The organism is Nonomuraea marmarensis (assembly GCF_043197025.1).
GTDB classification, from domain to species: Bacteria; Actinomycetota; Actinomycetes; order Streptosporangiales; family Streptosporangiaceae; genus Nonomuraea; species Nonomuraea marmarensis.
Map to the genome: position 1 here is coordinate 110472 of NZ_JBICRM010000002.1, position 22001 is coordinate 132472.

The 22001-nt window shown below is 70.1% G+C and carries 23 protein-coding genes; 10 read left to right on the forward strand and 13 right to left on the reverse strand.

The window, feature by feature from the left end:
• Window positions 1-6 precede the first annotated feature (6 nt).
• Window positions 7-2217, reverse strand: coding sequence for a 5-methyltetrahydropteroyltriglutamate--homocysteine S-methyltransferase (gene metE, locus ACFLIM_RS03505; RefSeq protein WP_393161806.1), 2211 nt, complete (start codon window positions 2215-2217; stop codon window positions 7-9).
• Between the two features lie 85 nt (window positions 2218-2302).
• Between metE and ACFLIM_RS03510 the strand changes: the two genes are divergently transcribed.
• On the forward strand, window positions 2303-3142 hold the full coding sequence (locus ACFLIM_RS03510) for a LysR family transcriptional regulator (protein ID WP_393162504.1): 840 nt from the start codon (window positions 2303-2305) through the stop codon (window positions 3140-3142).
• On the opposite strand, the gene ACFLIM_RS03515 is transcribed toward ACFLIM_RS03510, so the two are convergent.
• The gene (locus tag ACFLIM_RS03515) at window positions 3135-3815 is read right to left on the reverse strand and encodes a DNA alkylation repair protein (RefSeq protein WP_393161808.1); all 681 of its coding nucleotides are present in this window, start codon (window positions 3813-3815) and stop codon (window positions 3135-3137) included. The genes ACFLIM_RS03510 and ACFLIM_RS03515 overlap by 8 nt on opposite strands.
• The gene (locus ACFLIM_RS03520; protein WP_393161810.1) at window positions 3812-4480 is read right to left on the reverse strand and encodes a TetR/AcrR family transcriptional regulator; all 669 of its coding nucleotides are present in this window, start codon (window positions 4478-4480) and stop codon (window positions 3812-3814) included. The genes ACFLIM_RS03515 and ACFLIM_RS03520 overlap by 4 nt, the downstream gene beginning before the upstream one ends.
• Window positions 4481-4577: 97 nt before the next feature.
• On the opposite strand from ACFLIM_RS03520, the gene ACFLIM_RS03525 reads away from it, so the two are divergent.
• The 3 genes from ACFLIM_RS03525 to ACFLIM_RS03535 all read left to right on the forward strand — a co-directional run bounded on the left by ACFLIM_RS03525 (window position 4578) and on the right by ACFLIM_RS03535 (window position 8084).
• The gene (locus tag ACFLIM_RS03525; RefSeq protein WP_393161812.1) at window positions 4578-5741 is read left to right on the forward strand and encodes an acetyl-CoA C-acetyltransferase; all 1164 of its coding nucleotides are present in this window, start codon (window positions 4578-4580) and stop codon (window positions 5739-5741) included.
• Window positions 5742-5914: 173 nt separating this feature from the next.
• Entirely contained in the window at window positions 5915-7393 is a 1479-nt protein-coding gene (locus tag ACFLIM_RS03530) for a glycoside hydrolase family 3 protein (RefSeq protein WP_393161814.1), read from the forward strand.
• A 19-nt stretch (window positions 7394-7412) separates the two neighbouring features.
• Window positions 7413-8084, forward strand: coding sequence for a pentapeptide repeat-containing protein (locus ACFLIM_RS03535; RefSeq protein ID WP_393161816.1), 672 nt, complete (start codon window positions 7413-7415; stop codon window positions 8082-8084).
• A gap of 39 nt (window positions 8085-8123) precedes the next feature.
• On the opposite strand, the gene ACFLIM_RS03540 is transcribed toward ACFLIM_RS03535, so the two are convergent.
• Genes ACFLIM_RS03540 through ACFLIM_RS03555 form a run of 4 tightly spaced genes read right to left on the reverse strand, consistent with a single transcriptional unit; the run spans window position 8124 to window position 11398 of the window.
• The gene (locus tag ACFLIM_RS03540; RefSeq protein WP_393161818.1) at window positions 8124-9173 is read right to left on the reverse strand and encodes an NAD(P)H-dependent flavin oxidoreductase; all 1050 of its coding nucleotides are present in this window, start codon (window positions 9171-9173) and stop codon (window positions 8124-8126) included.
• Entirely contained in the window at window positions 9170-9889 is a 720-nt protein-coding gene (locus ACFLIM_RS03545; RefSeq protein WP_393161820.1) for a CoA-transferase subunit beta, read from the reverse strand. Before ACFLIM_RS03545 ends, ACFLIM_RS03540 begins: the two co-directional genes overlap by 4 nt.
• Window positions 9876-10649 (reverse strand): CoA transferase subunit A, encoded by a 774-nt coding sequence (locus ACFLIM_RS03550; RefSeq protein ID WP_393162506.1) that lies wholly within the window; start codon window positions 10647-10649, stop codon window positions 9876-9878. The genes ACFLIM_RS03545 and ACFLIM_RS03550 overlap by 14 nt, the downstream gene beginning before the upstream one ends.
• 23 nt (window positions 10650-10672) lie before the next feature.
• A complete protein-coding gene (locus tag ACFLIM_RS03555) occupies window positions 10673-11398 on the reverse strand; it encodes an enoyl-CoA hydratase family protein (RefSeq protein ID WP_393161822.1) in 726 nt (241 codons plus the stop codon).
• A gap of 46 nt (window positions 11399-11444) precedes the next feature.
• Between ACFLIM_RS03555 and ACFLIM_RS03560 the strand changes: the two genes are divergently transcribed.
• Window positions 11445-12176: an SDR family oxidoreductase gene (locus ACFLIM_RS03560; RefSeq protein WP_393161824.1), complete on the forward strand. Its 732-nt coding sequence runs from the start codon at window positions 11445-11447 to the stop codon at window positions 12174-12176.
• Window positions 12177-12178: 2 nt separating this feature from the next.
• Here ACFLIM_RS03560 and ACFLIM_RS03565 read toward each other — a convergent pair whose 3' ends face one another.
• Window positions 12179-12835 carry an NIPSNAP family protein gene (locus ACFLIM_RS03565; protein WP_393161826.1) on the reverse strand — a complete coding sequence of 219 codons (657 nt, stop codon included), beginning with the start codon at window positions 12833-12835 and terminating at the stop codon, window positions 12179-12181.
• Window positions 12836-13055: 220 nt separating this feature from the next.
• Here ACFLIM_RS03565 and ACFLIM_RS03570 point away from each other — a divergent pair, with 220 nt between their 5' ends.
• Both ACFLIM_RS03570 and ACFLIM_RS03575 read left to right on the forward strand, forming a co-directional pair.
• Window positions 13056-13343, forward strand: a complete 288-nt coding sequence (locus ACFLIM_RS03570) for a hypothetical protein (RefSeq protein WP_393161828.1) — start codon at window positions 13056-13058, stop codon at window positions 13341-13343.
• Window positions 13344-13383: 40 nt separating this feature from the next.
• Window positions 13384-13641, forward strand: a complete 258-nt coding sequence (locus tag ACFLIM_RS03575; RefSeq protein WP_393161829.1) for a hypothetical protein — start codon at window positions 13384-13386, stop codon at window positions 13639-13641.
• A gap of 101 nt (window positions 13642-13742) precedes the next feature.
• Here the strand turns inward: ACFLIM_RS03575 and ACFLIM_RS03580 are convergent, their stop codons facing one another.
• The 5 genes from ACFLIM_RS03580 to ACFLIM_RS03600 form a co-directional block, all read right to left on the reverse strand.
• Entirely contained in the window at window positions 13743-14489 is a 747-nt protein-coding gene (locus tag ACFLIM_RS03580; protein ID WP_393161831.1) for an SDR family oxidoreductase, read from the reverse strand.
• 45 nt (window positions 14490-14534) lie between these two features.
• Complete coding sequence (locus ACFLIM_RS03585) at window positions 14535-15830, reverse strand: DUF2252 domain-containing protein (protein ID WP_393161833.1); 1296 nt, start codon at window positions 15828-15830, stop codon at window positions 14535-14537.
• Between the two features lie 74 nt (window positions 15831-15904).
• On the reverse strand, window positions 15905-16675 hold the full coding sequence (locus ACFLIM_RS03590) for an SDR family oxidoreductase (protein ID WP_393161835.1): 771 nt from the start codon (window positions 16673-16675) through the stop codon (window positions 15905-15907).
• Window positions 16676-16686: 11 nt separating this feature from the next.
• The gene (locus tag ACFLIM_RS03595; protein WP_393161837.1) at window positions 16687-17820 is read right to left on the reverse strand and encodes an acyl-CoA dehydrogenase family protein; all 1134 of its coding nucleotides are present in this window, start codon (window positions 17818-17820) and stop codon (window positions 16687-16689) included.
• Window positions 17807-18418, reverse strand: coding sequence for a flavin reductase family protein (locus tag ACFLIM_RS03600; protein WP_449291460.1), 612 nt, complete (start codon window positions 18416-18418; stop codon window positions 17807-17809). Before ACFLIM_RS03600 ends, ACFLIM_RS03595 begins: the two co-directional genes overlap by 14 nt.
• A 167-nt stretch (window positions 18419-18585) precedes the next feature.
• Between ACFLIM_RS03600 and ACFLIM_RS03605 the strand changes: the two genes are divergently transcribed.
• The 3 genes from ACFLIM_RS03605 to ACFLIM_RS03615 all read left to right on the forward strand — a co-directional run bounded on the left by ACFLIM_RS03605 (window position 18586) and on the right by ACFLIM_RS03615 (window position 21969).
• Entirely contained in the window at window positions 18586-19755 is a 1170-nt protein-coding gene (locus tag ACFLIM_RS03605; RefSeq protein ID WP_393161839.1) for a thiolase C-terminal domain-containing protein, read from the forward strand.
• Complete coding sequence (locus ACFLIM_RS03610) at window positions 19755-20219, forward strand: Zn-ribbon domain-containing OB-fold protein (protein WP_393161841.1); 465 nt, start codon at window positions 19755-19757, stop codon at window positions 20217-20219. Before ACFLIM_RS03605 ends, ACFLIM_RS03610 begins: the two co-directional genes overlap by 1 nt.
• A gap of 1000 nt (window positions 20220-21219) precedes the next feature.
• Window positions 21220-21969, forward strand: a complete 750-nt coding sequence (locus ACFLIM_RS03615) for a GntR family transcriptional regulator (RefSeq protein WP_393161843.1) — start codon at window positions 21220-21222, stop codon at window positions 21967-21969.
• The last annotated feature ends 32 nt before the right edge of the window (window positions 21970-22001 follow it).

Genomic DNA, 22001 nt, shown 5'->3' on the forward strand with positions numbered 1-22001 from the left:
GAGCCGTCACGCCCCGAGCGATTCGCGTACCCGTCGCGTGGCCGTGACCACGTTCGCCAGCGAAGCCTCCACCTGCTCGTACGTCCGCGTCTTCAGCCCACAGTCCGGGTTGACCCAGACCCGCTCCACCGGCAGCACCCCCAGCGTCCTGCGGAGCAGGTCCTCGACCTCGTCAGCTCCGGGCACCCGAGGCGAGTGAATGTCGTACACCCCGGGCCCGAGCCCCCGCCCGAACGCCCCCACCGCCCCCAGGATCCGGGCCCCCGACCGGGCGGACTCGATCGTGGTCACGTCCGCGTCCAGGCCGTCGATGGCGGCCAGGATCTGGTCGGCGTCCGAATAGCACAGATGCGTGTGGATCTGGGTCCGATCACCGGCCCCAGAGGTGGCCCTGCGGTACGCCGCCACCGCCCACTCCAGGTAGTCGGCCTGCGCCCCCCGCCGCAACGGCAGCAGCTCGCGCAACGCCGGTTCGTCCACCTGGATGATCGAGACCCCGGCGGCCTCCAGATCACGCACCTCGTCGCGCACGGCATCGGCGACCTGGAACACGACGTCCCGGAGTGGCAGGTCGTCCCGTACGAACGACCAGGCCACGATGGTGACGGGCCCGGTGAGCATGCCCTTGACCGGCTTACCGGTGAGCGACTGCGCGTACGCGGCCCACCGCACCGTGATCGGCGCCGGACGGCTGACGTCGCCGTGCAGGATCGGCGGCCTGGTGCAGCGCGACCCGTACGACTGGACCCACCCGTTCTGGGTGACGGCGAAGCCGTCGAGGTGTTCGGCGAAGTACTGGACCATGTCGTTCCGCTCGGGCTCCCCGTGCACGAGGACGTCGAGCCCGAGCCGTTCCTGCACCCGGATGACCCGTTCGATCTCGGCCTCGACCTGCCGCTCGTAGTCGGACTCCGGGAGAGTGCCCGCCGCCAGCGCCGCCCGGGCCGCGCGCAGCTCGCCGGTCTGCGGGAACGACCCGATCGTGGTGATCGGCAGCGCGGGCAGCCGCAGGTGCTCGGCCTGGGCCGCGGCGCGCACGGCGTACGGGCTGCGTCCCTCCGCCACCACGGGCCCCGGCAGCGCCACAGACGGATCCACCGGAGAAGCCCCATGGAACCCCGCCCGCGCGAGCGCCACCACCTCGGCCACCTTCTGCTCCGCGAACGCCAGCCGGGCCTTCAACGACGGCTCCAGGTCAGGCTCGGCCCCGACGTCGTAGGGCACGTGCAGCAGCGAGCACGAGGTGCTCACCACGACCTGCGCGGCCCGTACGGCCCCGAGCGTGGCCAGGGCCCGTTCGGGCGAGGTCCGCCACACGTCGCGCCCGGACACCACACCGGCGACCACGATCTTCCCGGACAGATCAGCGCCGGGAACGCCGCCCCGCACCAGGTCCACCCCGATGGCCTCCACCGGCGTGCCGGCCAGCACCGGCAACGACTCGCCGAGCTCCCCGAAATAGGAGGCCACGAACAACCCGGGCCGCGCGCCGAGAGCCCCCAGCCGCTCGTAGGCGGTCGCGACGGCATCCAGCTCATCGGGCGTCCGGTCGCCCACCAGCGCGGGCTCGTCGAGCTGCAGCCACTCGACCCCCTCGGCGGCCAGCGTGGACAGCAGCTCCTCGTAGCAGCCCAGCACGTCGTCCAGCCGGTCCAGGGCCCCGGCCAGCAGCAGGAACGTCACCGGCCCCACCACCACCGGCCGCGTCTCGAACCCCAGCGCCCGCGCCTCCCGGACCTCGGCGAGCGGCTTGCCCGCGTCCAGCTTGAACACGGTCTCCGGCCCGATCTCCGGCACGATGTAGTGGTAGTTGGTGTCGAACCACTTCGTCATCCGCAGCGGCGCGAGACCCTCGGGGGGCTTCGCCCCCCAAGTGCCCCCCGAAACCGACGACCGCTGCGCGGTCACGGGACCCGCAGTGCCCCTGGCCATCGCGAAGTAGGGGTCGTCCGCCTCGCGATACCGCGCGGGCACCGCGCCGAGCAGCACCGCCGTGTCCAGTACCTGGTCATAGAGCGAGAACGTGTTCGACGGCAGCCCCTCCAGCCCGAGCTCGGCCAGCCCGCGCCAGGTCCGCTCCCTGATCTCGGCGCCCACCTGGTCGAGCTCCGCCCGGGTGGAACGCCCGTCCCAGTACGACTCCAGCGCTCGCTTCAGCTCCCTTCGCGGCCCGATCCTCGGATATCCGAGCACGGTGGACTTGGGGAATGGGGACATGTCGATAACTCCCTCAGACGTCGATCAGATTGGAGGCATCCTGCCGAGCACTCCGAGAGTCGTGCACCATGTATTGGTGTTGCTTATGCTGCGGGAGATCCACTGTTTTACCAGAGTCGCGGACCGGCTCAGCTTCTCCAGGGCCGCCGCCGACCTGGGCATGTCCCAGCCCGCCATGAGCCAGGCCATCACCAGGCTCGAACGCGCGGCCGGGGTCCGGCTCTTCCAGCGCACCGCCCGCGAGGTGCGGCTCACGGCGGAGGGCAAGGCCCTGCTGCCGTACGCGGAGCAGGTGATCGAGTCGGCCCAGGCGTTCACCGGCGAAGCGGCACGGCTGGCCAGGCCGACTATTCACCTGGCTTATCCACCACTGGTCGGCACGCTGGCGGCGCGGATCGTCAGGCGGCTGGCCGGACGCGGCCCGTCCATCGGCGTGGAGCTGACGGCCGCGGGCCGCGGCACCGCGGTGCGGGCGCTGGCCAACGGCGAGGTCTCGGCCGCGATCCTGGCCACTCCGGCGCCGGCCCAGTTCGTCACGGCGGCCAGGTTCCACGTCACCGTCGACCACCTGGCCGTCCCCGCCGGGCACCGGCTGGAGTCCAGGCCCAAGGTCACCGCCGCCGAGCTCGGCGGCCAGGTGCTGCTCACGCCGGGCACCCGGCCGTGGCCGGGCCTGCCCGGGCGCTCGCGCATGGTGGCCGACGACGACTTCGCCGCCGCGCTCGACCTGGTGGCCGCGGGCGCGGGCGTGCTGCCGATCCCGCAGCTCCTGGCCAGGACGATCAGGCGGGACGACGTCCGCTTCGTGCCGCTGGACGCGGGCGACCTGCGCATCACCTACGCCCTGGCGTGGTCGAAGGAGCGCGTCACCCCGGAGCTGATGGCCCTGGTCCAGGCGGTCCAGGACGCGCTCTGGACTAGATGACCGGCAGGTTCTTCAGCGCCTCGCGACGGCTCAGGCCCGAGATGCCCTTCGCTTTCACGTACCGGATGACCTCACCGGGGTTGGTCTTGGCGTATTCGCGTAACGCCCACCCGATGGCCTTCCGCGCGAAGAAGTCGTTGTCCGACAGGCTCGGCTCGATGCAGGCGTACAGCAGGGCCGTGTCCGTGCGCTGCTTGAACCGGTTCTGGCAGAGGATCGCGGTACGCCGCTTCCACAGGTCGGCGCCGTGCGCCCACTCCAGCATGAGCGGCCGCATCGAGTCCGGATAGGCGCCGAGCAGGCTCCCGACCCGGTGCGTGGCCAGCTCGTCCACGAGATCCCACCAGGCGCCTGTGACGATCATCTCTTCGTACATCGGGACCGTGTAGAGGGTCTGGAACTCCCGGTAGAGGTGATAGCCGGACAGCTCGATGGCGGCGTACCGCTCCTCGCGGAACTCGGCCTCCCGCCACAACGTGAGCACGGCCCGCCGCCAGTCCGGCGCGCTGTCCAGCCGGTGCTCGGCGAACACCCGCCTGAGCGCCGCCCGCCGGGGCACGGCCTGGACGCCGAGGAAGGGCATGGCGGACTTCATGTAAGCCCGCATCGTCTCGGCCTTGCCGGGCTCGGCGGCCTCCTGCAGCGCCAGCCGCACCGCCTTGCCGAGGCTCATCCCTTTTGGGTGGTGCGCTCGCCCGTGGCGAGACCGTCGAACAACACGGTGATGTAGTGCTCGGCCAGCCCGCTGGTGTTGAGCCTGCCGCCCGGGCGGAACCAGCGGACCGCCACCCAGATCGTGTCGCGGATCATGCGGTAGGTCAGCTTCGGGTCCACATCCGACCTGAACAGCCCGGCCGCCTGCCCCGCCTTGATCTGCGACACCCAGATCTGCTCGACCTCGTCCTCGGCCTTGACCAGATAGTTGAACCGCTCGAACTGCCGCAAGTAGTTCCAGTCGTTCTGCATCACCGTGATCGCGGCCCGGTGCGGCTCCAGCGTGCCGAAGCCGATGCGCACCATCTCCGACAGCACGGTGCGGGCGTCGGCGCTGGTGTCGAGGGCCGCGCGGTAGCGGGCGATGAGGTCGTCGAGGAAGGTGGACAACACCTCGTCGACGATCGTCTCCTTGGAGTCGAAGTGGTGGTAGAGGCTTCCGGAGAGGATTCCCGCCTCCTCGGCGATCTCGCGTACTGTCGTGGCCTGGAAGCCCTTGCGCGCGAAGAGCTCCGCGGCGAGCTTGACGAGGTGGTCGCGGCGCTCGGACGCCGACCCCGATGAGGTGGCGCGCTGGCGCTTCGCCGGTGTGGTGGTGGTGCCGGAGTTCTTACGCGTGGTCACCTCACCATTATGAGCCCTGAGACAATCGCTTGTTCACCTAACCAGCCCAGCTCATGCGGCATTCCGCGCTAGACCAAGCGCTTGCTACGATGCGAACGTGAACGAGGCGTACATCGTCGGTGCCGTCCGCACCCCCATCGGGCGCAGGAACGGCGGCCTGGCCGGAGCCCACCCCGCCGACCTCGGCGCGCACGTGCTCAAGGAGCTGATGTGCCGCGCCGACGCCGACCCGTCCGCCGTCGAGGACGTGATCTTCGGCTGCGTGGACACGATCGGCCCGCAGGCCGGGGACATCGCGCGTACCTGCTGGCTCGCCGCCGGGTTCCCCGAGGAGGTGCCGGGCGTCACGATCGACCGCCAGTGCGGCTCGTCCCAGCAGGCGCTGCACTTCGCCGCCCAGGCCGTGCTTTCGGGCACCAGCGACCTGGTGGTGGCGGGCGGCGTGCAGAACATGTCCATGGTGCCCATCTCGTCCGCGATGCTGGCCGGGCGCCCGCTCGGGCACGAGACCCCCTTCGGGGGCTCCAAGGGCTGGGTGGAGAGGTACGGCACGCAGGAGGTCTCCCAGTTCACCGGTGCCGAACAGATCGCCGCCAAATGGGATATATCCCGGGAAAAGATGGAACGGTACGCGTACGAGTCCCACCGGCGAGCCCTCCACGCCATCGATGCCGGATATTTCCGGCGCGAGATCACCCCGTACGAAGGCGTCACCACGGACGAGGGCCCGCGCAGGGACACCACGATCGAGAAGATGGCCGGATTGAAGCCACTGGTCGAAGGCGGCCGGCTCACCGCGGCCCTGGCCTCGCAGATCTCCGACGGCGCCGCGGCCCTGCTCCTCGCCTCGCCCAGGGCCGTACAGGACCACGGCCTGACCCCGCGCGCCCGCGTGCACCACCTCTCGGTACGCGGCGCCGACCCCATCATGATGTTGTCCGCCCCGATCCCCGCCACCGCGCACGCGCTCGGCATGACCGGCATGTCGATCGGCGACTTCGACGCGATCGAGATCAACGAGGCGTTCGCGCCGGTCGTACTGGCCTGGATCGAGGAGACCGGCGCGGACCCGGCGAAGGTCAACCCGAACGGCGGCGCGATCGCGCACGGCCACCCGCTCGGCGCGACCGGCGCCGTGCTGGCCGTGAAACTGCTGCACGAGCTGGAGCGGACCGGCGGCAGGTACGGCCTGCAGACCATGTGCGAGGGCGGAGGACAGGCGAACGTCACCGTCATCGAGCGGCTCGCACCGTCACCATGAGGCACAACGCCTGGGCGGGGGAGCTGAAGGCCGACTTCCTCGATCCTGGCTCTGCCACGGTGGGGGTGGAGTTCGTGGGGAGCGCGATCAGCAGCCGGCTGCCGGAGACCGATAGCGTTGACTTTGGAAAATACCCCTAGCAAATAGGAAACTTTCCTATTAGATTTCGGGTCATGCCCCTGAGTGGTGACCTGCTTCGCCTCGCCGACGCAGTCCTCTTTCCTGGTTTCGCGGGACACACGCCTCCCGACTGGCTCCGCCGCCGACTCGGCGACGGGCTGGCCGGGGTGGTGCTGTTCTCGCGCAACATCGCCGACCCCGCCCAAGTGGCCCGGCTGACCGCCGCGCTGCGCGCGGAGAACCCCTCGGTGCTCGTCGGCACCGACGAGGAGTCGGGCGAGGTCACCAGGCTGGAGGTGGCCACGGGGAGCAGCCGCCCAGGAGGGTACGCGCTGGGCGTCGTGGACGACGTGGGCCTGACCGAGGCCGTGGCCAGGGACCTCGGCGGCGACCTGGCGACGGCCGGCATCACGATCGACTTCGCCCCCTCGGCCGACGTGAACTCCAACCCGGACAACCCGGTCATCGGCTTGCGGGCCTTCGGCGCGGACCCGGCGCTGGTCTCCCGGCACACCAGGGCGTTCGTCCGCGGCCTGCAATCAGCCGGGGTGGTCGCGTGTGCCAAGCATTTTCCCGGGCATGGGGACACCTCGGTGGACTCCCATCACGGGGTGCCCGAGGTGGCGCAGGACGGGATCGAGGACGCGCTGCTCCCTTTCCGGGAGGCGATCAAGGAGGGTGTCAAGGCCGTCATGACCGGCCACCTCCTCGTGCCCTCGTACGATGCCGAGCTGCCCGCCACGCTCAGCCCCAAGGTGCTCACCGGGCTGCTGCGCGAGGAGCTCGGGTTCGAAGGAATGATCATCACTGACGGCATCGAGATGGCCGCGGTGTCGGGGGCGTACGGGATCGGGGGCGCCTCCGCCCGCGCCATAGCCGCGGGAGCCGACGCGATCTGCGTCGGCGGCGAGCGGGCCGACGAGGCGACCGCCGCCGGGATCCGCGACGCGATCGCCGCGGCGGTGACCCAAGGACTGCTGCCCGAGGAGCGACTGGCCGACGCCGCTCGCAGGGTCCGCGAGCTGGCCGCATGGACCACCTCCTCGGGCAGCCCCGTGCCGGAGGACGGCTACCTCGGCCTCACCGCGGCCCGCCGGGCGATCAGGATCACCCGCAGGTCCACCGCCCCGGTGTTGCCGCTGACCACGGCCGCGCACGTGGTGGAACTGGCGCCAGAGATGAACCTGGCCATCGACAAGAGCACCCCCTGGGGCGTCGGCGAGCCCCTCGCCAGGCTCCTGCCGGGCACCGCGATCACCCGGCTGGTGGCGGGCGAGGCGACGGGCGCCGCGCTGGAGCACCTGATCGCCGAGGCGGCCCGGCGCCCGCTGGTCGTGGTGGTCCGGGACGCGCACCGCTACGCGTGGCAGGGCGAGGCCCTGCGGCACCTCCTGAGCGCCCGCCCGGACGCGGTGGTGGTGGAGATGGGCCTGCCCGCCCGCTCGGACCTGGGCGCCGTGCACATCGCCACGTACGGCTCGGCCCGGGTCTGCGGACAGGCCGCGGCGGAGGCGCTCACGGGCGCCCTGTGACGGAATACCCTTGGACACCGTGAACTTCGACGGCGAAGACCTCTCACACAAAGCACTGTCCGACCGGCTCTCACCGGAGGAGACGCACGTCTTCCGCGACTGCGACCTCACGGAGGCGGACCTGTGGGGCGCCTCGCTGGCGGGGGCGCGCTTCGAGTCGTGCGTGCTGGACCAGACCGACTTCCGCAAGGCCGACCTCGACGGGGCTTCGTTCGCAGGCGGGGGCGGGATGCGCATCCGCTTCAATGACGCGGACCTGATCGACGGCACGTTCACGGACGTTGACCTGTCCTCGGCCCAGTTCGGCGGGGCGCTCCTGACGGACGTCTCCTTCACCGGCTGCCGCATGATCGGCGCCGCGCTGACAGCTTCCCGTGGCACGGGCTTCAAGGTGGCCCGCTCGAACCTGACCCTGGCCAACCTCGGCGGCTGCTCGTTGCGCGCGGAGTTCATCGAGGGCGTGCGCTTCGACGACGCGGATCTGTCGGGCTGCGACTTCACGGAGGCCACGTTCAGCGACTGCCGCCTGATCGGGACGCGGTTGCTGAACACCAAGTTCACCAAGGCCGACCTGCGCGGGGCGGACCTGGGCCAGCCGGACGACGCCAAGCTGCGGGCGTTCGGGGGCGCCATCATCAACCAGACCCAGGCCAACGCCATCCTCGCCGCCCGCGGCATCACCGTCCTGTGAGCGCGGGCGGGGCGGTGCGAGGCGCCCGCGGCATCGCCGTCATGTGAGGGCGGGCGGCTCTCGGGGCGGTGCGAGGCGGGTCAGGGTGGCTTCGGCTTCGGCGATGATGCGGTCGATCAGTTCCCGGCACGACGGCAGATCGTCGATCACCCCCACCACCTGCCCCGACGCCATCACCCCCAGATCGGCCCGCCCGTCCACCATGGCCGCCCGCAGCAGCATCGGCGTGTTGGCCGCCTGGAGCACCTGCGCCCACGACAGATCCCGCCCGTGCCTCATCCGGCGGCCCTCGCGGAGCATCTCCGCCCACGAGAGCCCCGACAGCCGCTTGAACCTGGCCCCGTTCACCAGGGCCCTGACCAGCCGCGACCGCTCCAGCGAGGCCACGAACGGCGTGCTGAGCATCCGGTGCGGCACCCCATCCACCCTGGTGGTCACCACCGTGTCCCGCGCCGCCAGGTACGACTTCTTGACCTCATCGGGCACCGGAGAGTCACTGGTCAGCAGGAACCGGGTCCCCATGGCGATCCCGCAGGCCCCATAGGCCAGCGCCGCCACCAGCCCCCGCCCGTCGAAGAACCCACCGGCGGCGATCACCGGAATGTCCACCGCGTCCACGACCTGCGGCAACAGCAGCGTCGTGGCGACGGGCCCCGTGTGGCCGCCCCCCTCGCCCCCCTGGACGATCACCGCGTCCACACCCCACCCGGCCACCTTCTCCGCGTGCCGGCGCGCCCCCACCGACGGGATCGTCACCACACCCGCGTCCTTGAGCCGGGCGACCAGCTCCCGCCGGGGCGCCTGCGCGAACGACGCCACCCGGACACCCTCCCTGATCATCACCTCCACCCGCTCGGCGGCGTCGTCGGCGTCGGACCGGATGTTCACCCCGAACGGCGCATCCGTGCGTTCCTTCACCTTCCTGATCGCCGAGGTCATCTCGGTCACCGACATGGTCGCCGCCCCGATCACGCCCAGCCCGCCCGCCTGGGACGTGGCCGCCGCCAGCCGGGCGCCCGCGACATACCCCATCCCGGTCTGCACGATCGGATGCCGGCACCCGACCAGGGACGTCAGCGCGGTCCTCACGCCGGGACCTCCCGGTCGCGCGTCCGCGAGGGGTCGAGCCGGTCCAGGACGCGCAGCTCCTCGGGAGTCGGCTCGCGCGTCTGGGCGACATTTCGGGGAATGTCGAGATCGAACCCGGTCGCGGCCACCACCTCGTCCACGGTCACCCCAGGATGTACGGAGACCAGCCGCATCGACCCGTCAGCCGTCCGGAAGTCCAGTACGGCCAGATCAGTGATCACGCAGCGCAGGTTGAAAGCCCCCCTGTCGGTCCCGATTCCGCTGACCATGTCCACCTCCCGCACGAATACTCGGGGAGAGTGCCGGGGGATCCAGTAGCTCGTCGGATCGCATCGCGTGTTCCCCGGCGCGCCCCGCACGCCAAGTAGTTGAGCCTTGGGCCGCGCCCAGTCGCCGATGCAGGAGATGTTCGTGTTGCCGTACCGGTCGATCTGGCTCGCCCCGAGCATGACGTGCCGCCGCCCGTTCAGCACCAGCCACAGATGGTCCCTGAACGGCAGCCACCCCTCCACCACCTCGGGCGCCCGGCCCAGCGCGGGCACGTCACCGGTGAGCAGGCAGACGCCGTCGTTCGTGAGCAGGTCGGGCTCGAACGTCAGCCGCGCCAGCCGCGCCCCCAGCACCGTGACCGCCCCGCCGATCCCCGCCGCAAGGATCTCCCCGTCACCCCTGAACGCCTCCGCGCACGCCACCACGCACACATCAGCCCTGCTCATGGAACTCCTCCCAGGGCGTCTCCGCATACCGCCGCTGCCGCGCCTCGTCCCGCCCGTAGTCGGGCTCGCACGAGGTGAACCCTGCCCCGCCCGGCGCCTCCACGACCCCCGCCACCATCGACCGGCTGATCAGCAACGACTGCACAGGCCCTTCCTTGAGCAGGTCCGCCGTGTCCACCACCCGCTCGCACGACACGTAACACCGCCCCGCCGCCTTCGCGTAAAGATCGTCGAAGTACGGATCCGGCCCCAGATACTGCGCGTTCCCTCGTGAATCGGCCCGGTTCAGGTGCACCAGCGCCACGTCCATGGTCAGCGCCGGCACCGCCACCAGCTCCTCCCCGTCCTCGTACGGCGACCGCACCGTCCGCAACCCCGGATTGACCCGCAGCACATCCGACCCCAGCCCCGCCCGGGTAGGCAGGAACGGCAGCCGATGCGCCCCCGCCAGCAGCCCGAACATGAACATCCCCTCGTCGTACTCCACGAACTCGACCTCCCCCGCCTGCCGGGCGCGCCGGAAATGGGGCTCCAGGGGGATGGAGTCGAGCGTGACGAACGGGGCCACGACCCTGCGCACCTTCCGCGCCGCGCACAACATGCCGACGTCGGGGCCGCCGTACGAGATGATCGTGAGGTCGTCGGCGGGGGTGCGGAGGAGGGCGTGCACCAGGGCCATGGGCTTGCGGCGCGAGCCCCAGCCGCCGATCCCGATCGTCATCCCGCTCTCGACCGAGGCCGCGACCTCCTCGGCGGACATGACCTTGCCAACGCGAATGCTGGTCACGTGAATCGCTCCCTGTGCCGGTCGCCGGCGCCCATGAGGTTCAGCTCGAAGGTGAAGCCCTGCTCGAAGCGGTAGCTGCGGTTGACATCCACGGGGTCGATGCCGTTGAGCGACTCCTTGGCGCGGCGGATCACGTACGGGTCCTTGGCGGCGATCTGCCCCGCCACCTCCATCGCCGTGTCCCGCAGTTGGTCGCGCGGCACCACCTCCAGCACCGAGCCGAACGCGCGCAGTTCGGCGGCCGTGACGTTCCTACAGGTGTAGACCATGGCCCGCATCAGGTGCTGCGGCACCAGCCTGGCCAGGTGCGTGGCCGCGCCCAGCGCGCCCCTGTCCACCTCGGGCAGCCCGAAGTAGGCGTCCTCGCTCGCCACCACGACGTCGGCGTTCCCGGCCAGGCCGACGCCGCCGCCCAGGCAGTACCCGTGCACGGCCGCGATCACCGGCACCGCGCACTCATAGACCGCCGCGAACGCCGCATAACACGCCCGATTGGCCCCCACCAGCGCCGTGTGCCCCTCGGCCTGGATCTCCTTGATATCGACCCCGGCGTTGAACCCGCGCCCCTCGGCCCGCAGCACCACCACCCTGGTCTCCGGGTCGCGCCCGGCCGCCCGCACCGCCTCCGCCAGCTCTTCCCAGGCCCGCACGGTCAACGCGTTCACCGGCGGCACGTCCACGACCACCTCGGCGATCGGCCCGGCCCGTAGTGTGATCCCCATCCTGCTCCCTGGTCGCACCTAACGCTTGCTTGGTACGGTAGCACCCGTGACCGTGACTTACGACTACACGGGCAAGTCCGTCCTGGTGACAGGCGGCACCAAGGGCATCGGCGCCGGCATCGCGCAGGCGTTCCGCGACGCGGGCGCCGAGGTGACCATCTGCGCCCGCACGCCTGCCGAGAGCAGCAAGATCCGTTTCGTGCAGGCGGATGTGCGCGTCCCCGAGGACGTCGACCGGCTCATCTCCGGGTTCGAGCGGCTCGACGTGGTGGTCAACAACGCGGGCGGCTCGCCGTACGCGCCGCTGGAGGGCACCTCGCCGCGCCTGCACGCCCGCGTCATCGAGCTCAACCTGACGGCGCCGCTGCTGGTCTCCCAGCGCGCGTACCCCCTACTCGCCGCCGCCGGCGGGGCGATCGTGATGATCGGCAGCGCCGGCGGCGCCCGCCCCTCACCCGGCACCTCCGCGTACGGCGCCGCCAAGGCCGGGCTGCACCACCTGGCCCGCTGCCTGGCCGCCGAATGGGCCCCGGAGGTACGGGTCAACACGGTCGTGGTCGGCCTGGCCGCCACGGAGAACGCCGCCGACCACTACGGCGGCCCGGACACCGGGTACGAGCGGATCGGTGCCGCCGTCCCCGCGGGCCGGATGGCGACCCCCGAAGACGTGGCCCAGGCGTGCCTGTGGCTGGCGGCGCCCGGCTACGTGACCGGCGCGGAGGTGCGGGTGGACGGCGGCGGCGAGATCCCCGCCTGGCGCCACCTCGCTTCAGGGTGAAATCAGCGCATCGCCGAGCGGGCCGTCGGGCGGAGGCGGAGGCGTTCGGGCGCGGCGGTGAGGCGGGGCTTGAGCATCGGCAGATCCACCTCCCGCTCCTCCTCCGCTGTCTCGAACCGGGCGAACCATACGAACACGTTCTCCCCGGTACGCACCGGCAACCGGGGATAGTCGTTCGGCGAGTGCTCGCTCTCCAGGCAGCCGATCGGCGGCACCCCCGCCTCGGTCAGCGCCGGAACGGCCTCCCGGGCGAAGAACGCGGCGAACCCGTCCTCGACGTGGTAGATCGTGGCGACGTACAAGGATGAGGGCGGCTCTGCGGCGCCGACGGGCGGCCGCTCCCAGGCGGGCGGCTCCGCGGACCCCACGGAGTGGAGCAGGAGCACGTCGTCCGAGTCGATCAGCGTGGCGTTGGCGGCGTCCCGGTTGGCCAGCCACACGGGTCCGCTGTAGAAGGCGTGCAGCGCGGCCCGCCGGGTGGGCATATCGGCAAAAGCCCGCAACCAGGGGAACATGTCGGGCGCGTCCGGGTTCCGGAACGAGCCGGTGACCCGCATCCCGGTCGCCTCCTGCCCCTCGACGAACTCCCGCTCGAACAGCTCGATCAACGTGTCCCGCCGCCCAGGACGCATCGTGTACCGCCGCAGCTCGTAGATCATGCCGCGGACGTTATGCCCAGGTCGCTGACATCTAGTGTCAGCGTATTCGCCGAACAATGTTCTGGTCACTTACTGCTATCAAACGACAACGCATAGTTATAGGCTCACACTGGTCTTGACCTCATGGGGTCAAACGAAGTCAAAGGGGTGGTGGTGTGTGCCATGGGCCCGTGGTGCTCCGCCGCCCTGAAGGGCTTCCCCCACTGGCGAAGGAGCAGAAGTGATCAAAAGGGTGTGCGCCGCCGCGGCCGTGGTGGCAGTGGCCGCCGGCGGCGCACTACTGGCTGTCCCCGCTCACGCTGACGACGACTGGTCCGGCCCCTGGAGCAGTGACAACTGGTCCAGCAACCGGAGCGGCAACAGGGACTCGTCCCAGTCCGGAAACAACTTCGGTGACGTCTTCGCCGTCAACCGCGGCGAGGACGACTCGACCAACGTCAACAACGTCAACGGCATCGCCCCCACCGCCACCAACGGCGGCATCACGGTGACCTACATCTTCGACTGACCGTCTGACGTCCGAAACTGAAAGATCGAAAGGACACGACATGATGAAGAAGCTCTGCGTGACCGGCCTCATCGCCGCCGCGGCCGGCGTGACCCTGCTGTCGGCCCCCGCGTACGCGGATACCAACGCCGGCAACTCCAGCACCAACAACGACTCCTCGCAGTCGGGCAACAACTTCGGCAACGTCGTCAACACCAATGTGAGCGGCCACGGCGCGACCAGCGTCAACAACGTCAACGGCAACGCCGTGACCGCGAGCAACGGCAGCTACGTGGCGGTCGACGACGTGGTCGACTAGTCAGGGTCGCGCCGCGGACCGCCAGACCGCGGTCGCGTCCTTGATGAGCGCGAGCCGGGCCCGCCATGGCCCGGCTCGCGCCGCGCCGGGGGCGTGCCTGATCAGCAGGAGATCCCACCGTCCACGGGGATGACCGCGCCGGTCAGGTACGCCCCTGCGCGCGAGGCCAGGTAGATCGCCGCGCCCGCCATGTCGTCGGGACGGCCGATGCGCCCCAGGGGCACGTTCGAGGCGATGACCTCCCTGGTGGCCGGGTCGTCCAGCGCGAACGCCATCATCTTCGAGTCGAAGGGCCCAGGAGCGATGGCGTTGACCGTGATGTGCTCCTTCGCCAGGTCCTTGGCGAGGTGCCGGGTCAGCATGTGCACGGCGGACTTCGTCGAGGAGTAGGCGTAGTTCGGCAGCCCGGGCACCCTGATGCCGTCGATCGAGCCCACGTTGATCACCCGCGCCGGGTCGTCGGCGCTGGCCGCCTCCCTGAGCTGCGGCAGGAACTTCTGAGTCAGGTAGAAGACGCCTTTGACGTTGATGTTCCAGAGCTTGTCGAAGGCGTGCTCGGGATACTCCTCCAGCGGCGCGCCCCAGGCCGCCCCCGCGTTGTTCACCAGCACGTGCAGCGGCCCGTCCACCGCCGCGACCAGCGTCTCGATGCCCTCAGGCGTGGACAGATCAGCGGGTACGGCGGAACATCCCAGCTCGGCGGCCGTCTTCTCGACCTCGGCCGTCTTGCGGGCGGAGATGTGCACGGTCGCCCCCGCCGCGACGAACCCGGCGGCGATCATACGCCCGATTCCCCGCGAACCACCCGTGACGACGACCGTCTTGCCTTCCACCGAGAACAGAGTCATGTTCCGGCAGCATGCCATACCAAACGGTCGGTAGCCACCGGCGGTTCAGACGCCAGGGAGACGCCCGTTGCGGAACAGGTCGACGAACCTTTGATGATCTCCCCGGGCCTGCGCCCCATAACGATGGGCAAAATCCACCAGCATCCCGATAAATCCGGACCTGTCGTTGCCGATCACCCTCACGATCGCCTCCTCCGTCGAGAAGTCGACGAGGTCGTGGCTGGACTCGTCGTCGGCCACCGCGTGCATGCGCGCCACCGCCCGCCCCAGGTCCTGCACGATCGAGCGCAGCTCCGCCGGCTCGTTCACATCGTCCCAGTCCAGGTCGGCCGAGTACGGCGACACCTCGGCCACGAGCTGCCCGACCCCGTTGAGCGTGGTGTAGCCGAGCCAGGGATCGGCGTAGGCCTGCAGCGCCCGCTGGGACTCGGCCGTGCGATGCCCCTGGTGCAGGAAGTAGGAGGCCACCTTCTCATCGGTGACGTGCCGCGCCACCGCGGGCACCGCCGCCTGCTTCATGTAGAGGATGACGTCGTTCTCCAGCGCCTGCGAGCGCCCTTCGAGCAGCAGGTTGTACGAGGGCAGCCCCGCGGACCCGATCCCCACGCCCTTGCGCAGCGCCACGTCCTTGATCACATGCTCGACGGGGTTGGCATGCACCGGCAGCGTGCCCAGATAGTCCTCGAACGCGGCCAGCACGGCCCGCGTGGTCGCCGCGTCCACGCTCTCCCGGCCCTCCATGAGCGCGAAACGCCGGTCGTAGTCGTCGATCACGGTCTCGACGTCCAGCATCGCCACCCGCGTGTTGAGCCGCGCCGTCTGGAGCACCCGGTGCAGCACGCCGCTGGTGGTGTCGAGCGTGAGCGAGCCGACCGCGTCGTCCCCGCCGCCCGCGATCGCGGCCAGCTCGACCAGGTACGCACCCGCGAAGTCGGTCACGAGCACGCTGATCGAGTCGTCGGAGAGCGCCTTGGCGTACCCGATCAGGGCCACGCTGGCCGCGAACCGCTTGAGGTCCCAGACGTACGGGCCCACGTACGCCTCGTCGAAGTCGTTGACGTTGAAGACGAGGACGCCGGAGGCGTTCATGTAGGTGCCGAAGTTCTCCGCGTGCAGGTCGCCGTGGATCCATACCCTGCTGGTCGGCTCGTCGAGGTAGGACTCGTCCGCGAACGTGCCGGTCATGTCCGCGTAGAACAGGGCCGCGCTGCCCCGGTAGAAGGCGAAGGGGGAAGCCGCCATTTTCCGAAATTTCCGCCTAAACGCGGCGGGGTCTCGCTTGATCGACTGGCCGAACTCCGTCATGAGGACGTTGAGCAGGAAGGAAGAGCGTGTGGCCATACTCCGGACAGTAGATCCCGGACCCCCTTCCGCCTACCCCGATCTTTCCCTGACAGGGCCAGGTGAGGGGCGGGTCAGGGATGTTGCGAGGAGACCGAGACGACCTCTCCCGTCATGTACGAGGAGTAGTCGCTGGCCAGGAAGACGATCACGTTCGCCACCTCCCAGGGCTCCGCCGACCGTCCGAACGCCTCCTTGGCCGCCAGCTCCGCCAGCAGCTCCTCGCTGGTCACCTTCGCCAGGAACGGGTGCACCGCCAGCGACGGCGCCACCGCGTTGACCCGTACGCCGTGCTCGGCGGCCTCCAGCGCGACGCACCTGGTCAGGGCCATCACTCCGGCCTTGGCCGCCGCGTAGTGGGACTGGCCCCGCTGGGCCCGCCAGCCCACCACCGACGCGTTGTTCACGATGACGCCGGAGCCCTGGGCGATCATCTGCCGCAGCGCGGCCCTGGTGCAGCGCATGGTGCCGGTCAGGGTGACGTCGACGACCGCGCGCCACTGGTCGTCGGACATCTCGGCGAGCGGGGCCGTACCGCCGAGTCCGGCGTTGTTGACCACCACGTCGAGCCGGCCGTGCGCCTCGACCACCGCGTCGAACAGCGCCAGCACCTGCGCCTCCGAGGTCACGTCGCACGGGACGGCGAGTGGTTTGACGCCGGTGAGCTCGGTGAGCGCCTCGGCGGCGGCGGCCAGGCGGCGCTCGTGCCGGTCCGAGACCACGATCGTGGCGCCCTCCTCGGCGCAGCGCCTGGCCGTCGCGTAGCCGATGCCCGCGCCCGCGGCCGCCGTGACCAGCGTCACCTTTCCGTCCAGCAGGCCGTGCGCCTTCGGGTAGGGAGGCATCCGTGCTCCAATCAGCGGGGGAGTCCCAGGGTGCGCTCGGCGATGATGTTCCGCTGGATCTCGCTGGAACCGGCATAGATCGTGTCCGCCCGGCTGAACAGGTAGAGCCGCTGCAGCTCTCCTCCGGCGATCAACCCAGCCTTCCCCTGTACGGCCTGCGCCAGCCCGCCCAGCCTGCGATGCCACTCCGACCAGTACAACTTGGCGATCGACACCTCGGGACCGGGCTCCGGGCGCAACATCCTGAGCGCGTTGAGCCGCATGATCTCCAGCTCCAGCCACGACCTGACGAGCCTGTCGCGCAGGACGGGATCGCCGGCCGCGCCGGTCCGCCGGGCCGTCTCGATCACCTTGGCCAGCTCCCGCCTGAACCCGATCTGCTGCCCGAGCGTGGACGCGCCGCGCTCGTAGCCCAGCGTGGCCATCGCCACCCGCCAGCCGTCGCCGGGCTCGCCGAGCACGTTCCCCGCCGCCGTGCGCGCGCCGTCGAAGAACACCTCGTTGAACTCGGAGGTGCCGGTGAGCTGCACGATCGGCCGGACCACGACGCCGGGCTGATCCATGGGAACGAGCAGGTACGACAACCCGCGATGCCGTTGTGAGCCCGGTTCGGTACGGCACAGGACGAAGCACCAGTCGGCCACGTGCGCCAGCGAGGTCCACACCTTCTGGCCGGTGATCAACCACTCGCCGGCTTCCAGGTGCGCCCTGGTCTGGACGTTCGCCAGGTCGGATCCGGCCTCGGGTTCGGAGTAGCCCTGGCACCACAGCTCGTCGCCCCGCTGGATCGGGGGCAGGAAGCGGTCCTTCTGCTCGTCGGTGCCGAATTCGAGGATGGTCGGGCCGATCAGGCCCTCGCCGATGTGGCCGACCCTGGCGGGGGCGTCGGCTCTGGCGTACTCCTCGTGGAAGGCCACCTGGTCCTCCAGGGAGGCGGCGCGGCCGCCGTACCGCTCGGGCCAGCCGAGGCAGGTCCAGCCGGCTTTGCCGAGGTGGCGCTCCCATGCCTGCCGCGGCTCGAAACCCTCGTGCTCGCGGCCTGGCCCGCCGAGCCCTCTGACATGAGCGAACTCGCCGCTCAGGCTCTCCGCCAGCCACGCCCTGGCCTCCTCGCGAAGGCCGGCCGGGTTTTCAGTCAGGCTCAACGAAGCCGCCGTACCCGCCGCGGAAGAACACCAGCGGGCCGCCTTCCGCGTGCGTGTCGAGCTGGAGCACCCGGGCCACCACGATCACGTGGTCGCCCGCCAGATGCTCGGCCTCGACGGCGCAGTCGATCCAGGCCAGCGCCCCTTCGAGGACCGGGTTGCCGCCGGGGGAGCCGGTCCACTCCAGGCCCGCGAACTTGTCGCCGCCCTTGGCCGCCATCTGGGCGCAGACGGCCTGCTGGTCGTCGGCCAGCACGTTAACGGTGACGACCTTGGCGCCGCGTACCTTGGGCCAGCTCGTACTGGTGTGCGCCACGCAGAACGCCACCAGCGGCGGGTTGAGCGAGACCGAGGTGAACGAGTTGGCCGCGAGTCCGTACGGCCGGCCGTCCAGCGGGTCGACCGCCGTGATCGCCACCACGCCGGTCGCGAACCTGCCCAGCACCTGCCGGAAGCGGCGGCTGTCGAGGTGGCCGTTCGGGCTGTGCGGGGATGGGCCCGTCGGCATGGCGGCTCCGTTGCGAATCCTGCGCTGATGGGGCGTCGGAAGGCCGCGACAGCCGTCCGGCGCGATGAGCCGGGCAGCGTGTGTGCTCATGGTCCGCCTCCTCGTCCACCGACTGCGCCCATCTTACCAAGCGCTTGCTTGGACGGTAGGGCGAGCGGGAAAACGTGTCAAGTCGAAAGCCGCACGCTTTGAGATGCTCACGCGTGAGAGGGTCGGCGCGTTGACATGGGCGAAATTTCCGGCCTACCGTGACGGTTGTGGCCAAGCGCTTGCTTGATTTCCGGGACAGCACCGCGATCGCCGGGGTCGGCTACACCCCGTTCACCAAGGACTCGGGCGTCAGCACCCTGACGCTGGCCTGCCGCGCCGTGCTCGCGGCGCTGGAGGACGCGGGGCTGACCCCCGACGACGTGGACGGCCTGGCCACGCACCGGGTGGGCGACTCGGCCCCGCCCACGCTGGTCGGCCCCGCCCTCGGGCTGGCGGATCTGGCCTGGCATCTGGACCAGTTCGGCGGCGGCAGCGTCTCCCACGCCGTCGTCGGCCAGGCCGCGCTGGCGGTGGCGGCGGGGATGGCCGAGACGGTCGTGTGCTACCGGGCCATCAACGCCCGCTCGGAGTTCCGCATGGGCGGCACGGGCCGTGGCGTGCCGGTGAGCCCGGAGGTGCAATATCAGGCGCCGTACGGGTTCTTCGCGCCGCCGCAGCAGTACGCCATGTACGCGCGTGCCCACATGCTGAAATATGGCACCAAGGCCGAGCACTTCGGGCAGTTGGCGGTCACCCAGCGTTCCAACGCCGCCAAGAACCCGAGGGCGATGATGCGCACCCCCATCACGCTGGACGACTACCTGGCGAGCAGGTGGATCGCGGAGCCGTTCCGCCTGCTGGACTGCTGCCTGGAGACCGACGGGGCCTGCGCCGTGGTCGTCACCACGCCGGAACACGCCCGCTCCCTCCGCCGTCCGCCGATCCTGATCTCGGCGGCGGCCTGGGGCGGCGGCACCTCACACCTCTCCGGGCCCTCCACCGACCCCACGGTGACCTCGGCCGCGGCCCTGGCCCCACGTCTGTACGCGCAGGCCGGGGTCGGGCCCGGCGACATCGACGTGGCGGAGGTGTACGACTGCTTCACGTACTCGGTGATCGTCCAGCTCGAGGACTACGGCTTCTGCGGCAAGGGCGAGGGCGGCCCGTACGTGGCCTCCGGCGCCACCTCGCTGGACGGCGCATTGCCGGTCAACACGCACGGCGGTTTCCTGTCGGAGGGCTACGTGCACGGCATGAACCACATCGCCGAGGCGGTATCCCAGCTCAGAGGCGACGCGGGAGACCGCCAGGTGCGCGGGGCGGAGGTGGCGCTCTCGACGGCCCAGCCCGGCTACGTCCTGCCCGCCACCTCGGCGCTGATCCTCAGGAGGGCGTGATGGCGGCCTACCGGCCCGAGCCCGACCGGGACTCCAGGCAGTGGTGGGAGCGGATCGGCAGGCACGAGTTCGCCGTGCAGGAGTGCGACACCTGCGGCCTGGCGCGGTTCCCGGCCAGGGCGTTCTGTCCTGGCTGCCGTACGGAGGCGTGGCATTGGCGGGAGGTGGAGGCCGAAGGGGTGGTCGAGAGCTGGATCGTCAACCACCAGCCGTTCATGCCGGGGCTCCAGGTTCCTTACCTGGTCGTGATGGTCAGGCTGGCGGCCGTGCCGGGGTGTCTCGTCTACGGCAACTGGCACGGCGAGCGGCCCCCGGAGTACGGCGAGCGGGTACGGGCCTGCTACACCCGGGTCGACGAGGACCTGACCCTGGTCGGCTGGAGCCCGGGGCGGCCGGATGAGGACGTCGCCACGCCCGGAATCCGGATGCCTATCCGTTCGACCGCAAATCCTCCCGCTACTTGACTCATGCTCATTGGTCACTCACCGCTCCTCATTCGCTCCGTGGAGTGCCTGCGGCCCTCCACTCCGCTCACTGCGTCGGGTTCGCTCTCTTGGTCCGGAAATTGGATTGGTACCCTAAAACCCCACCAGTCCCACCATCACGAACCGGCCCCCAGGTGGGGCTCTGAGGGTCGATGATGAGGCAGTAGACGTCAACGCGGACGGCTCGGATTCGGCGGTTAGACGTGAGTGGCTCGGACTTGGTGTCAGGCGTGACCACGAGGTCACGGGTCACGATCATGCCTGCCCGCCGGTCGCCGGGAGCACCCGGGCGGCCGTACCTTCTCGTCGTGGCGAGCGGCGCCGCGCCGGCCAGGGCGGCCCGGGTGGCCCGGGTGGCGCGCGCACCCCCGGAAACGAAAAACCCCCACAGTCACGTGGGGGAGGCGATCGGCGGTTCCCTTGGAGGAAGGCGCGCCCTGGCGGGCGTGGGGGACCCGCCAGGACGCGCTTCCTGCCCCGTGAGCGGCGGCGCCAGGACTCCGGCGAGGGATGGAGTCCTAGACCGTTGGTTCGCTCACGGAGTCGGTGGGGGAGTGCGAAGGCTCGCGATACCGGTAACGTGCGGCGATGCGTTGAGCTGCACTAACCGGGTCATCAATGGGGTGCGTGACGGGGGCGCCACCCTCCTCGTTCCAGACAAAGGATCCGTCCTTGCACCACACGGTCAGCTCAGTCAACACCGATAGCACGGACATGCCGTTGCCGTTGCTCTGGTAGGTGTGGGTGAACCCCTGGCGATGCAACGCGTAACGCAGTAAACGTGTTGCTTCGCGAGGGTCATGCCAGGGCAGGTACGGCGTACCCGTGCGGACCGGCAACACTGGCCTCCACCCCCTCACCGGCCTTTAGATGGATTTGTACCAACGAATGGATGATGGGCCGGTCGCCGGGGTTTGGTCAAGGGGTTGTGGCCTGCTAGAACCAGATCGTCTAAATTGTTGGAACAAAAGGGGTGAAAGTGGCAAGGTCGGTGCTGTATCAGCAGGTGGCTTCGGAGTTGCGACGAGCCATCTACTCGGGTGTCCTCGGCCCCGGGGCACAGCTTCCGACCGAGGCACAGCTCATGGAAGACCATGGGGTGAGCAGGAACACCGTAAGGCTGGCCCTCGGAGAGCTCGTCAACGAAGGGCTCGTTACGCGCACGCCGCGGCGCGGAACGGTGGTCAGGGACCGCAGGCCGCTGCTGATCTATCCGCAGCGGGAGTTGGAGCCGCAACCAACTGGGGAACTGAAAGAGGCCTTCGCCTACGCCGTTGCGCAGGAAGGTCGCGCGCCAAGCCAGTACATTGAAGTGCTGACGGTTTCTCCCGTCGAGGAGATCGCCAGCAGGCTGGAGTTGGCGGATGGGGAGTTGGCCGTGGTGAGGCGTCGTCTGCGGTTCGTGGACGGCCAGCCGTACAACACCAACGACTCCTACTTTCCCCGTGATCTGGTTGCCGACTCCGAGATCGCCAGGCCCGGAGACATCGCGCGAGGGGCGAACCGGGTGCTGGAAGAGCTGGGCCATGCGCAGATACGCGTCGTGGACGACATCTGGGCCCGCATGCCCAACCAAGAGGAGGCCGAGCGCCTCCAACTAGAGCTCGGCACGCCAGTCATGGTCTATGTCCGAGTTGGATACGACGGGGCCGACATGCCAGTGCGTGTCGCGGTGTCGGTGCTGCCCGCCGACAAACATTTGATCAGATACGAGCTCGATCACCGCTGACGGGCTCGGTTGAAGGGGTGATCCCGCCGGCC

What these genes read in the sequence shown, in the direction of transcription:
- metE (WP_393161806.1), bottom strand. Translation starts at nt 2,217, where the DNA reads ATGTCCCCATTCCCCAAGTCCACCGTGCTCGGATATCCGAGGATCGGG.
- ACFLIM_RS03510 (WP_393162504.1), top strand. Translation starts at nt 2,303, where the DNA reads ATGCTGCGGGAGATCCACTGTTTTACCAGAGTCGCGGACCGGCTCAGC.
- ACFLIM_RS03515 (WP_393161808.1), bottom strand. Translation starts at nt 3,815, where the DNA reads ATGAGCCTCGGCAAGGCGGTGCGGCTGGCGCTGCAGGAGGCCGCCGAG.
- ACFLIM_RS03530 (WP_393161814.1), top strand. Translation starts at nt 5,915, where the DNA reads ATGCCCCTGAGTGGTGACCTGCTTCGCCTCGCCGACGCAGTCCTCTTT.
- ACFLIM_RS03545 (WP_393161820.1), bottom strand. Translation starts at nt 9,889, where the DNA reads ATGAGCAGGGCTGATGTGTGCGTGGTGGCGTGCGCGGAGGCGTTCAGG.
- ACFLIM_RS03550 (WP_393162506.1), bottom strand. Translation starts at nt 10,649, where the DNA reads ATGTCCGCCGAGGAGGTCGCGGCCTCGGTCGAGAGCGGGATGACGATC.
- ACFLIM_RS03555 (WP_393161822.1), bottom strand. Translation starts at nt 11,398, where the DNA reads ATGGGGATCACACTACGGGCCGGGCCGATCGCCGAGGTGGTCGTGGAC.
- ACFLIM_RS03565 (WP_393161826.1), bottom strand. Translation starts at nt 12,835, where the DNA reads ATGATCTACGAGCTGCGGCGGTACACGATGCGTCCTGGGCGGCGGGAC.
- ACFLIM_RS03575 (WP_393161829.1), top strand. Translation starts at nt 13,384, where the DNA reads ATGATGAAGAAGCTCTGCGTGACCGGCCTCATCGCCGCCGCGGCCGGC.
- ACFLIM_RS03580 (WP_393161831.1), bottom strand. Translation starts at nt 14,489, where the DNA reads ATGACTCTGTTCTCGGTGGAAGGCAAGACGGTCGTCGTCACGGGTGGT.
- ACFLIM_RS03585 (WP_393161833.1), bottom strand. Translation starts at nt 15,830, where the DNA reads ATGGCCACACGCTCTTCCTTCCTGCTCAACGTCCTCATGACGGAGTTC.
- ACFLIM_RS03590 (WP_393161835.1), bottom strand. Translation starts at nt 16,675, where the DNA reads ATGCCTCCCTACCCGAAGGCGCACGGCCTGCTGGACGGAAAGGTGACG.
- ACFLIM_RS03600 (WP_449291460.1), bottom strand. Translation starts at nt 18,418, where the DNA reads ATGAGCACACACGCTGCCCGGCTCATCGCGCCGGACGGCTGTCGCGGC.
- ACFLIM_RS03610 (WP_393161841.1), top strand. Translation starts at nt 19,755, where the DNA reads ATGGCGGCCTACCGGCCCGAGCCCGACCGGGACTCCAGGCAGTGGTGG.